11 protein-coding genes are annotated in these 12,286 nt (G+C 46.4%); 7 read left to right on the top strand and 4 right to left on the bottom strand.

Going from position 1 to position 12,286, the window contains the following annotated elements; translation table 11 throughout:
* From recF to KIV40_RS11670, 3 genes are all read left to right on the top strand, one after another.
* A complete protein-coding gene (recF, locus tag KIV40_RS11680) occupies positions 1 to 1,080 on the top strand; it encodes a DNA replication/repair protein RecF (protein ID WP_005440847.1) in 1,080 nt (359 codons plus the stop codon).
* Between the two features lie 13 nt (positions 1,081 to 1,093).
* Positions 1,094 to 3,511 carry a DNA topoisomerase (ATP-hydrolyzing) subunit B gene (gene gyrB, locus KIV40_RS11675; protein ID WP_285349335.1) on the top strand — a complete coding sequence of 806 codons (2,418 nt, stop codon included), beginning with the start codon at positions 1,094 to 1,096 and terminating at the stop codon, positions 3,509 to 3,511.
* 468 nt (positions 3,512 to 3,979) lie between these two features.
* Entirely contained in the window at positions 3,980 to 4,417 is a 438-nt protein-coding gene (locus tag KIV40_RS11670; RefSeq protein WP_005426066.1) for an Hsp20 family protein, read from the top strand.
* A gap of 126 nt (positions 4,418 to 4,543) precedes the next feature.
* On the opposite strand, the gene KIV40_RS11665 is transcribed toward KIV40_RS11670, so the two are convergent.
* From KIV40_RS11665 to glyQ, 3 genes are all read right to left on the bottom strand, one after another.
* Positions 4,544 to 5,797 carry a valine--pyruvate transaminase gene (locus KIV40_RS11665; RefSeq protein ID WP_285349333.1) on the bottom strand — a complete coding sequence of 418 codons (1,254 nt, stop codon included), beginning with the start codon at positions 5,795 to 5,797 and terminating at the stop codon, positions 4,544 to 4,546.
* A gap of 244 nt (positions 5,798 to 6,041) precedes the next feature.
* Positions 6,042 to 8,123: a glycine--tRNA ligase subunit beta gene (glyS, locus tag KIV40_RS11660; RefSeq protein ID WP_285349331.1), complete on the bottom strand. Its 2,082-nt coding sequence runs from the start codon at positions 8,121 to 8,123 to the stop codon at positions 6,042 to 6,044.
* A 13-nt stretch (positions 8,124 to 8,136) separates the two neighbouring features.
* Complete coding sequence (glyQ, locus tag KIV40_RS11655; RefSeq protein ID WP_005440855.1) at positions 8,137 to 9,054, bottom strand: glycine--tRNA ligase subunit alpha; 918 nt, start codon at positions 9,052 to 9,054, stop codon at positions 8,137 to 8,139.
* Between the two features lie 486 nt (positions 9,055 to 9,540).
* On the opposite strand from glyQ, the gene KIV40_RS11650 reads away from it, so the two are divergent.
* Positions 9,541 to 10,095 (top strand): TMEM165/GDT1 family protein, encoded by a 555-nt coding sequence (locus KIV40_RS11650; RefSeq protein ID WP_010444803.1) that lies wholly within the window; start codon positions 9,541 to 9,543, stop codon positions 10,093 to 10,095.
* Positions 10,096 to 10,255: 160 nt separating this feature from the next.
* The gene (locus KIV40_RS11645; protein ID WP_009708061.1) at positions 10,256 to 10,516 is read left to right on the top strand and encodes a hypothetical protein; all 261 of its coding nucleotides are present in this window, start codon (positions 10,256 to 10,258) and stop codon (positions 10,514 to 10,516) included.
* Positions 10,517 to 10,560: 44 nt separating this feature from the next.
* Here the strand turns inward: KIV40_RS11645 and tusA are convergent, their stop codons facing one another.
* Entirely contained in the window at positions 10,561 to 10,809 is a 249-nt protein-coding gene (gene tusA, locus KIV40_RS11640; RefSeq protein WP_005426051.1) for a sulfurtransferase TusA, read from the bottom strand.
* A gap of 132 nt (positions 10,810 to 10,941) precedes the next feature.
* On the opposite strand from tusA, the gene KIV40_RS11635 reads away from it, so the two are divergent.
* Positions 10,942 to 11,124 (top strand): hypothetical protein, encoded by a 183-nt coding sequence (locus tag KIV40_RS11635; protein ID WP_005426049.1) that lies wholly within the window; start codon positions 10,942 to 10,944, stop codon positions 11,122 to 11,124.
* A gap of 167 nt (positions 11,125 to 11,291) precedes the next feature.
* Complete coding sequence (locus KIV40_RS11630; protein WP_041853264.1) at positions 11,292 to 12,233, top strand: LysR family transcriptional regulator; 942 nt, start codon at positions 11,292 to 11,294, stop codon at positions 12,231 to 12,233.
* Positions 12,234 to 12,286: the final 53 nt, after the last annotated feature.

Below are 12,286 nucleotides of genomic sequence, written 5' to 3'. Positions count from 1 at the left end.
ATGCCACTTTCTCGCCTCATCATTCAGCAGTTTCGAAACATTAAAGCCTGTGATATTGACCTATCAGCAGGCTTTAACTTTCTTATTGGGCCGAACGGCAGCGGTAAAACCAGTGTTCTAGAAGCAATTTACTTGCTCGGACACGGACGCTCTTTCAAAAGTTCGCTGACGGGTCGAGTTATCCAAAATGAGTGTGACGAGCTGTTTGTTCATGGTCGTTTTTTGAACTCGGATCAATTTGAGCTACCTATCGGCATTAATAAGCAGCGTGATGGCTCAACAGAGGTTAAAATAGGCGGTCAATCTGGACAAAAACTGGCGCAACTTGCACAAGTTTTGCCTCTGCAGTTGATACATCCAGAAGGATTTGATCTACTAACGGATGGTCCAAAACATCGTCGTGCATTCATCGACTGGGGTGTGTTTCATACCGAGCCCGCTTTCTATGATGCATGGGGACGGTTCAAGCGTCTTAACAAGCAACGTAATGCACTGCTTAAAACCGCCAGAAGTTATCGCGAACTCAGTTATTGGGATCAAGAAATGGCACGTTTGGCTGAAAATATCAGTCAATGGCGGGCGCTGTACATCGAACAAATGAAAAGCGTAGCGGAAACCATCTGTCAGACATTTTTGCCAGAATTTGAGATCCAATTAAAGTATTATCGTGGATGGGACAAAGATACCCCTTATCATGAGATACTAGAAAAAAATTTCGAGCGTGATCAGTCGTTGGGCTACACCTTTAGCGGTCCGAACAAGGCTGATCTGCGCATTAAAGTGAACGGAACGCCCGTTGAGGACGTTTTGTCACGCGGTCAATTAAAACTCATGGTGTGTGCATTGCGTGTCGCGCAGGGACAACACCTTACCGAAATGACCGGAAAACAATGTATTTACCTAATTGACGACTTTGCGTCGGAATTAGACAGCCAACGTCGCAAGCGTCTTGCTGACTGCTTGAAAGAGACGGGCGCACAAGTATTTGTAAGCTCTATCACTGAAAGCCAAATCGCCGATATGTTGGACGATACGGGCAAATTGTTTCATGTGGAACATGGCAGGATAGAGTCAAACTAGAAGAGAGAAACTCATGTCTGAAAATTACGATTCATCGAGTATTAAGGTACTGAAGGGTCTGGATGCGGTACGTAAGCGTCCAGGTATGTACATCGGCGACACGGACGACGGCACTGGTCTTCACCACATGGTCTTCGAAGTGGTGGATAACTCAATTGATGAAGCGTTGGCAGGTCACTGTAAAGACATCGTTGTGACAATTCATGAGGACAACTCGGTTTCAGTTACGGATGATGGTCGTGGCATTCCAACAGAAATGCACCCAGAAGAAAAAGTATCAGCAGCAGAAGTTATCATGACGGTACTTCACGCTGGTGGTAAGTTCGACGATAACTCATACAAAGTATCGGGCGGTCTTCACGGCGTAGGTGTTTCAGTAGTAAACGCACTGTCTGAAAAAGTGGTTCTGACTATCCACCGCGGCGGTCATATTCATACGCAAACTTACCATCACGGTGAGCCTCAAGCGCCACTAGCAGTAATTGGTGAGACTGACCAAACGGGTACACAGATCCGCTTCTGGCCAAGCGCTGAAACCTTCACAAATATCGAATTCCATTACGATATCCTAGCAAAACGTCTACGTGAGCTTTCTTTCCTAAACTCAGGTGTTTCTATCAAGCTGGTTGATGAGCGTGAAGCAGATAAGAGTGACCACTTCATGTTTGAAGGCGGTATTCAAGCGTTCGTTGAACACCTAAACACCAACAAAACTCCAATCATTGAGAAAATCTTCCACTTCGATTTTGAACGTGAAGATGGCATTGCTGTAGAAGTAGCAATGCAATGGAACGACGGCTTCCAAGAGAACATCTACTGTTTCACTAACAACATCCCGCAACGCGATGGTGGTACTCACCTTGCTGGTTTCCGTGCTGCGTTAACACGTACGCTGAATACCTTTATGGATAAAGAAGGTTTCTCTAAGAAAGCGAAAACAGCAACGTCTGGTGATGACGCTCGTGAAGGTCTAACTGCGGTTGTTTCAGTTAAAGTGCCAGATCCTAAGTTCTCTAGCCAAACGAAAGACAAACTGGTTTCTTCTGAAGTGAAGTCAGCGGTTGAATCAGCAATGGGTGAGAAACTGTCTGAGTTCCTGATTGAGAACCCGACAGAAGCGAAGATGGTTTGTTCGAAAATCATCGATGCAGCTCGTGCTCGTGAAGCTGCGCGTAAAGCTCGTGAAATGACTCGTCGTAAAGGCGCACTAGACCTAGCTGGCCTACCTGGCAAACTTGCAGACTGTCAGGAAAAAGATCCTGCACTCTCTGAACTGTACATAGTGGAGGGTGATTCGGCAGGCGGCTCCGCAAAACAAGGCCGTAACCGTAAGAACCAAGCAATCCTACCGCTAAAAGGTAAGATTCTTAACGTAGAAAAAGCGCGTTTCGACAAGATGCTTTCTTCTCAAGAAGTAGCAACGCTGATCACTGCACTAGGCTGTGGTATCGGCCGTGACGAGTACAACCCGGACAAACTGCGTTACCACAACATCATCATCATGACCGATGCTGACGTCGATGGTTCGCACATCCGTACGCTACTGTTGACCTTCTTCTACCGTCAAATGCCAGAGCTTATCGAGCGTGGCTATGTGTATATTGCTCAGCCACCGCTTTACAAAGTGAAGAAAGGCAAACAAGAGCAGTACATCAAAGATGAAGACGCGATGAACCAATACCAAGTTGCTTTGGCACTTGATAACGCATCGCTACACGTAAACGCAGAAGCGCCAGCATTGGCAGGCGAAGCACTAGAGAAGCTAGTTCAGCAATACAACGCTGGTATCAAGCTAGCGGATCGCATGAGCCGCCGTTACCCAAGCGCGCTAGTTCATGAGCTAATCTACACGCCGCGTCTAATGGCAGAGCAATGTCACGATGCAGCAGCAGTCGAAGCGTGGACAAAACAGCTAGTTGAACAGCTAAACGCAAAAGAAGTAGGCGCAAGCCAATACAGCTTCGAAGTTGAGCAACACGAAGAGTTAGGTCTAAACCTACCTAAGATCATCGTACGTACTCACGGTGTGACTCACGACTACGCACTGAGCATTGACCTACTGAACTCGAAAGAGTACGGCAAACTAGCGGATCTATCTGAAGCTCTAGACGGTCTGCTAGAAAAAGGCGCTTACATCAAACGTGGTGAGCGGACTCAGCCGGTATCAAGCTTTGCAGCGGCACTTGAGTGGCTAATCAAAGAGTCGCGTCGTGGTCTAAGCCTACAGCGCTACAAAGGTCTAGGTGAGATGAACCCAGATCAGCTTTGGGAAACCACAATGGACCCAGAGACACGTCGCATGATGCAAGTAACTATTGAAGATGCGGTAGGCGCAGACCAATTGTTCACAACGTTAATGGGTGACCAAGTTGAGCCGCGTCGTAACTTCATCGAAGAAAACGCGCTGAAAGTAGCAAACCTAGACGTGTAGTCGGACAGACTCAGTCAAATCATACTAAAAACGCCATCTCGCAAGAGGTGGCGTTTTTTATTGGGCTAGAAACGAGATAAAAGAGTCGAGATACGAGAACGACTGCGCCCTATGAATATGGGAACGCTTCGAGAGGGAGGGGTGATCGAGTCGGGGAGCTAAAAATATTTTCACTGGAGCCCTTGAAAGCCCATTTTTCGACCTTATATCTAGTTATGAAGAGGGATGGCTAGCTTGCTCAACAAGAGAAGAACAGCGCCTCTGGAATCGCTAAACGAGGTCGCTCAGGAGAGGATGCTCAGTATTAGCACACAACTTGACCCTAGATTCGACATCATGTCCCCGCACCTAAAGAGTAGGTCAGAGGAATGAATCATCGGATCCCTTAGCTCGGCGTTTTCTTGCATAAATACGCCACGTGGATGACCTTCATCTGGGCTAAGACTATTGCTTAAAAGAGGATAGATTATGCGTAATGTAGATTTCTCACCACTATACCGTAATGCAATTGGCTTCGACCGTCTGTTTAACCTGATGGAAGCAAGCTCTGCGAAGAACACTTCTGGCGGTTACCCTCCATACAACATCGAGCAAAAAGACGAGCACAACTACCGTATTACTATGGCAGTCGCTGGTTTTGCTGAAGATCAGCTCGATTTGACTCAAAACGAAAACATGTTGATCGTGAAGGGCGAGCGTAAAGCCGAAGAAGGTAAAAACTACGTTTACCAAGGTATTGCGGAGCGCGATTTTGAACGTAAATTCCAACTTGCGGATTACGTAAAAGTCGTTGGTGCATCAATGGAAAACGGTCTACTTCATATCGATTTAGTTCGTGAAATTCCAGAAGCAATGCAACCGCGTAAGATTGCTATCGGTGGTAACAATCTGATTGAAAACAGCTAATCAGCTGATGACACTTCAGTTAACCACACGGTTATAGAATGATAAAGAGCGCCATATGGGCGCTCTTTTTAGTTTGGGGCTTTCAAAGCCGTAATTTCAAAGAGAACAACGGCTGAGTTAACAAGTCTATTTACCTTCGCGGTAAGCCTTTTCCACTTCTTCTGCGATAATCGTAATGCCTTTTTGCATCATCTCATCGCCTTGAACGTAGTTCATACGCAAACATTGGTGCGCATGATCCCACTCGTCCTTTTGGCCAATAAAGAAGTATTCACCCGGAACAATCAAAACCCCACGCGCTTTCAAGCGTTGGTACAGTTCCATTGTCGTAATTGGCAGTTCATCGAACCATAACCACAAGAAGATAGCGCCTTCCGGTTTGTGAATGCGGAATCGCTCATCGGTAATCGCTTCTTGGAGCAGTTCAACCGCACGTTGCGACTTCTGCTTGTAGAACGGTTTAATCACCTCTGAACTCAGTTTAAGCAGATCACCTTTGCCAATGATGTGGTTTGCCAGCGCTGGACCAACACTGCCTGGAGCTAGGCTGATGATGCCGTTCATATTGGTTAATGCTTGCGTGATTTCTTCACTCGCAATCACAATGCCACAACGCACGCCCGGCAAGCCAAGTTTAGATAGGCTCATGCACAGGATGGTGTTTTCATTCCAGAACGGCTCGACATCTTCAAAGATGATGTTTGGGAAAGGTAGACCGTAGGCGTTATCGATAATCAGCGGAATGTTGTTCTCACGTGCTAGCTTGTCCAGCTTACGTACTTCTTCGTCTGTCAGTACGTTACCCGTTGGATTGGTTGGGCGAGACGCGCAGATTGCCGCAACAGAGTCATCGACGGTGAGCTGCTCAAAATCGACGTGGTATTTAAACAGACCGTTATCTAACAGCTCGATCTCTGGATGGTATGAGACAAAGATATCTTCATCAATGCCCGCATCACCATAACCGATGTACTCAGGCGCGATAGGCAGTAGAACCTTCTTGTGTGAACCGTCTGGCTGCTGACCTGCTAGTAAGTTGAACAAGTAGAAGAAGCCACTTTGGCTGCCGTTAGTTAGGCTGATGTTCTTCTCTGAAATATCCCAGCCGTAAGTTTCACGGAATAACTGAGCCAACGCTTTAACGAACGCGTCTTTACCCTGCGGACCATCATAGTTGGCGAGGGCAGCGACGAGCTCCCCACTGGCGAGCATTTCCTCACTGGCTTGGCGAAAGTAATCGAGCATGGCAGGAATGGCGGCTGGGTTACCTCCACCGAGCATGATGGCACCTGGTGTGCGCAGACCATCATTCAAATCGTCCATTAACTGCGTGATACCTGAATACTGATTAAATTTTTCACCAAACTTTGAGAACTGCATTTGTCGTTATACCTAATTCATTGTGATTGCTTTATGTGTCTTAACGCCAGTCTTTGACTGGTCAATAGGATAATCCTTGACCTTACCTTAATGTCTATACGACGCAAAGTGTGAATTAAGCCGAAAAAGAAAAAAGTGTGTCATCAAACCAGAGGTACGAGATAAAAAGGAAAAAAGAGCAACAAAAAAGGGAAGCAGATGCTTCCCTTTTACTTATCTCTTAATCACTTCGAAGAGTAATGAATTACTTTTGCAGCAAAGAAATGTCTGCGATCTGTAGGAACAGGTTACGCAGGTTGTTCAGTAGTGTTAGACGGTTCTTCTTAAGTGCTTCGTCGTCTGCCATTACCATTACGTTATCAAAGAAAGCATCAACTGGTTCACGTAGGTCAGCTAGCTTACTTAGGGCTTCTTGGTAGTTACCTGTAGCAAATGCTGGCTCTAGCGCTTCTGTCATTACTTCAACGCTTTCTGCTAGTGCTTTCTCTGCGTCTTCTTGTAGAAGTGCTAGGTCGATGTCTGCTGCTAGCTCGCCGTCGAATTTCGCTAGGATGTTACCTACACGTTTGTTCGCTGCTGCTAGAGACTCTGCTGCTTCTAGTTCACGGAAGTGTGAAACCGCTTTAACTCGTTGGTCGAAGTCTGCTGGTTTCGTCGGACGACGAGCTAGAACCGCTTGGATGATGTCTACGCTGAAGCCTTCGTCTTGGTACCAAGCACGGAACCGACCAAGCATGAACTCGATAACGTCTTGTTCAACGTTGTCGTTGGTTAGGCGGTCGCCAAACAGTGACTTCGCTTTCGCTACTAGGTCAACAAGATCTAGGTTGTAGCCGTATTCAACGATGATACGTAGTACACCTAGAGATGCGCGGCGTAGTGCGAATGGGTCGCTGCCTTTAGGCGCTTGACCAATACCGAAGATACCTACGATAGTGTCTAGCTTGTCTGCCATTGCAACTGCAGTTGAAACGCCGTTTGATGGCAGTTCATCACCTGCGAAACGAGGCATGTATTGCTCGTTCAGTGCTACTGCAACTTCTTCTGCTTCACCGTCGTGGCGAGCGTAGTGCATACCCATAACACCTTGAGTATCCGTGAATTCGAACACCATTGAGGTCATTAGGTCACATTTTGCTAGTAGACCAGCACGCTTTGATTTCTCAACGTCAGCACCGATTTGCTCAGCAATGTAGCCAGCAAGTTCTGTGATGCGGTCTGTTTTGTCTTTGATCGTACCCAGTTGCTTTTGGAAGATCGCTTGCTCTAGTTCAGGCAGACGGTCGATAAGCGGACGCTTACGGTCTGTGTTGAAGAAGAATTCTGCGTCCGCAAGACGAGGACGAACCACTTTCTCGTTACCTTCGATTACATAACTAGGCTCTTTTGATTCGATGTTCGATACGAAGATGAAGTTAGGTAGTAGCTTCTTGTTTTCATCGCCATTCTCATGTGAATAGACGGGGAAGTATTTTTGGTCACCTTTCATGGTGTACACCAACGCTTCAGAAGGCACTTTTAGGAACTCTTCTTCGAACTTCGCTGTTAGTACTACTGGCCATTCAACCAGAGACGTTACTTCTTCTACTAGGTCATCTCCTAGATCAGCGATACCGCCAACCGCTGATGCCGCTTTTTGTGCGTCGGCTAGGATGATTGCTTTACGCGCTTCGTAATCTGCCATTACTTTACCGCGCTCTTCTAGAATCGCAGGGTATTGTTCAGCAGAATCGATAGTGAACTCTTGCTCACCCATGAAGCGGTGACCACGGATAGTGCGGTCTGAAGCGACACCAAGGATCTCGCCTTCGATTAGGTCGCTGCCCATAAGCATGGTTAGCGTCTTAACTGGACGGATAAATTGAGTCGTTTTGTTACCCCAGCGCATTGGTTTTGCGATAGGTAGGTTTGCTAGTGCTTTCGCTGCAAGTTCAACTACGATCTCAGACGTTGGCTGACCTTTCACTTCTTGTTTGAACAGTAGCCATTCACCTTTGTCTGTAACCATGCGCTCTGCTTGGTCAACCGTGATGCCACAACCGCGTGCCCAGCCTTGAGCTGCTTTTGTTGGGTTGCCTTCCGCGTCAAACGCTGCAGAAACCGCAGGGCCACGCTTTTCAACAACTTTGTCAGACTGGCTGTCTGCTAGTGCTGCTACTTTTAGTGCAAGACGACGAGGTGCTGCGAACCATTTAACGCCTTCGTGAGCAAGCTCAGCGCCTTTTAGTTCTGCTTCGAAGTTTGCTGCGAATGCTTCAGCTAGAGTGCGAAGTTGCGTTGGTGGTAGCTCTTCTGTGCCTAGCTCGATTAGAAATTCTTTTGCCATGTTACTCTACCCCTTACGCTTGTTCTTTCTTACACATTGGGAAGCCAAGAGCTTCACGCGATGCGTAGTATGCTTCTGCAACTGCTTTAGTCAGGTTGCGGATGCGTAGGATGTAACGTTGGCGTTCAGTTACTGAGATCGCTTTACGCGCGTCTAGTAGGTTGAATGCGTGACCAGCTTTTAGAATGCGCTCGTAAGCAGGCAGTGGCAGTGGCTTTTCAAGCTCAAGCAGCTCTTTACACTCTTTCTCACACTGTTCGAAGAAACCAAATAGGAATTCAACGTCTGCGTGCTCGAAGTTGTAAGTCGATTGCTCTACTTCGTTTTGGTGGAAGATGTCACCGTAAGTCACTTTGCTGCCGTCTGGTGCGATGTTCCAAACTAGGTCGTAAACAGAGTCTACTTCTTGGATGTACATTGCTAGACGCTCGATACCGTAAGTGATCTCACCAGTTACTGGCTTACACTCAAGACCGCCAACTTGTTGGAAGTAAGTAAACTGAGTCACTTCCATGCCGTTTAGCCAAACTTCCCAGCCTAGACCCCATGCGCCTAGTGTTGGGTTTTCCCAGTTGTCTTCTACGAAACGGATGTCGTGAACAAGTGGGTCGACACCAAGAACCTCTAGAGAACCTAGGTACAACTCTTGGATATTGTCTGGCGATGGTTTTAGCGCTACTTGGAATTGGTAGTAGTGCTGAAGACGGTTAGGGTTTTCACCGTAACGGCCATCAGTAGGACGACGTGAAGGTTGTACGTAAGCTGTAGACATTGGCTCTGGGCCAAGTGCTCGTAGACAGGTCATTGGGTGAGAGGTACCCGCACCAACTTCCATATCTAGTGGTTGAACAATGGTACAACCATTTTGAGCCCAATAATCCTGCAGCGCGAGGATCATTCCCTGGAAGGTTTTGATATCGTATTTTTGCATAAGTCAGGTTCGCGCGATTCTCTTATTACTCGTGAATTCGTCTCTTTTTTTGTTGGTTTTTCTTGTCCCAACAATGGCGATTCAAAGTAATTACGGTTGAATAAATTAACAATCAAGTATACCCAGATATTGAGCATGGGAGTAGAGCTAATCTTGATTAATTCGTGGGCAATTTTCTCCTTTAATGGATTTTTACCGCTTTATCTGCTGAATTTTTCCTAAAAGGGAGTTTTCACTGGCTTTCACTCTTGAGGTGATGAGGAAACATGGCTAGAATTGCGCTTGTCTTTGGGGAGTAGCTTACTCGATGAAATGTCTTTTTCATCCAGTTCGTTCGTCAACATAATTGGTGCAAAATCACCATGGCGTTCGAGACTCATCAACCCGATGAGTTTAGCAAGACCTTAGACAAATCATCATGAACCGGGGTGGGGCGTGAGATTTGTCTTAGGTTAAAAATAATTATCCCGCCCCAATGAGCATGTCGTGAGCGTTTTAGCTATTTCAATTACTACTGTAGCGTTAGCAGAAATTGGCGATAAGACCCAATTGCTATCTCTATTACTTGCCAGTCGTTACCGCAAGCCAATCCCTATTATTGCAGCAATCTTTTTGGCAACCATTGCCAACCACGCTTTGGCTGCATGGTTAGGTGTGGTGGTGGCCGATTATCTTTCGCCTGAAGTTCTCAAATGGGTGCTGGTGGTCAGTTTTGTCGCCATGGCGGCTTGGGTGTTGATCCCAGATAAACTGGATGACGATGAGCAGATCTCCAACCGTGGTCCATTCATTGCCAGTTTTATTGCTTTCTTCGTTGCGGAGATTGGCGATAAGACTCAGATTGCGACTTCTATCTTGGGTGCGCAATACGCAGATGCATTGAGTTGGGTGATTCTTGGCACCACGATTGGTATGCTGCTGGCGAATGTACCTGTGGTCCTGATTGGTAAATTGTCGGCCGATAAGATGCCTTTAGGGTTGATTCGTAAGGTGACCGCATTCCTGTTTATCGCGTTGGCTATTGGAGCGGCATTGTTCTGATTTGTTGCACGCAAAATAGTGTGAATTATCAATAGCTAGTGAAGTAATACACAACTTCAAACTCTGACTCAAAATCGTTCAAGACCGTGACGGGTGACATATTAGTGTCATACTTGTCATGGTAATTTAATGGTGTGAATGATAGCGAGAGGGCAAAGGTATGCTTACACGTTACATGGGGATGACCCCAAAGAGTCAGAGTTATTTATTCACCTTTGGTTTGGCGCTTTGCTTACTAGCAATGGTGCTGACTGATATGTGGCTGCCAATTGTAGCAGGGTCCTTTATTCTTACTGGTTTAACGGTAGAAGCATGGATTCGGGTCGCTCATATCATTCCGATGCATGAGGAAATGCGTGCAATGCGGAAACAACTAAACAAGCTACAATCTGAAGTTCGCACACTAGAATACGATGAATAAACAAACGGCAGCCTATTGGGCTGCCGTTTTTGATCTTGCTGAGATTATTCCAAACCTTTCTTGATCAGGTACTGGTATGGAAGTTGTTCCGTTTGTGCCGCTATCAACTGGTGATCCATAAATCGGCAGAAACTCGGGATATCTCGAGTCGTAGATGGGTCGTCCGCTTTCACTAGCAATACTTCACCATCTTGCATGTTTCGAATTGTCTTCCTGACCATCATCACTGGCTCTGGGCAGCGTAATCCTTCCGCCTCTAATGTTTTGGTCGCCAGTTCAGGATTAAAACTCATAGTGTGATTCTCGTAACTAACTGAGCATTGAATTTTACTTTCGTTGAAAAAATATTCAATAACCACTTGGCAAACCGAATTTTTTGATTTACCTTAAATTAACAATTTGGTAACAACTGGCAAGGAGAGACGATGTTAACAGCGTTAGACAGACTAACCATCTATTCGGTTTTATGTTTCATCTCGTTCTGTGCATTGGTACTTAGGACGCCAGGTGAAACCTCATTGATGCCTCTCGTAGGCATGAGTGCAACAATTATTGGGATTTGGATTGAGATGCACAAATGGTCAGGTGCATCTGAGCAAGAAAATTAGCGCTTCTTGCTGTAATCGGAACCTATTGATATACCGCTCACCAAGTTTAACGACACTTCATTCCGACACTATCCCCATTTTTCTTGGGCTTCCCCGCTGAAAGGCGGGATTTTTTTTGCCTGAAGAGTACAATTTATCTAAATCCCCTACATGTTAAGTGGCAAATCGTGGAATTAGAAGACATCTATCGTCGAGATCTGAACTTATTGGTTGCGTTACGTGTGCTGATCGAAGAGAGCAGTGTAAGTAAAGCTGCAACGCGTCTCAATTTAAGCCAATCGGCAATGAGTCGTGTACTAGGGCGTTTACGTGACCTGCTTGGTGACCCACTGTTTACTCGTCAAGGCCAGCACTTGATCCCAACCCAAAAAGCGTTAGAAATCGATCGCTCTTTGGGTGAGCCGCTGGAATCACTGCGCCAATTGCTTTCTCCACGCGAGTTTGATCCACGCAGTTGCGATCAAACGTTTAATATCGCGACAACTGATTACGCGATGCAAACCATTCTACCTTTCGCTTTGCCACGTATCTATAAGGAAGCGCCGAACGTGTCGTTTAACTTCTTGCCGCTGCAACATGACCGTTTATCTGATCAATTAACATACGAAGGTGCGGACTTAGCGATTTGTCGTCCTACAGGTCCAGTGGAACCATTACGAAGTGAAGTGTTAGGGCGAGTTGGTGTGTTGTGTCTGCTCTCTAAGCAGCATCCGCTAGCTGACAAAGAGATGAGTCTGGATGATTATCTCAGTCACCCGCATGCCATGATCGCCATCAGTGATGGGGTTAAAGCGCTGATTGAACAAGCGCTCGTGGAGAAGCCGCAACGTCAGATGGTATTGCGCGCTTATCACTTGGAAGCGGCGCTGGCGATTGTTGATACTTTGCCAATCATCATTACCGTACCAGCCGATTTAGCGTACTTGGTTGCTGATCGTTATGACTTGGTGGTGAAGCCATTACCATTCCAATTCACGCCGTTTGAATATTCGATGATTTGGCATGCTCGTTGCGAGCACTCTCCCGCTCAAGAATGGTTGCGTGCGGTGGTTCGAGAAGAATGTAGCCGTCTTATTGCCAAACGAATTGAAGATATGGGATTGGACTAATTTTTCCTAGAATCCAAATAGCAAAAAGCCGGGTGATGACCTGTCTCTTATAC

It is taken from the genome of Vibrio sp. D173a, assembly GCF_030248475.1.
The sequence above is the reverse complement of the archived record's forward strand: the minus strand, read 5'-3'. Positions and strand labels throughout refer to the sequence as shown.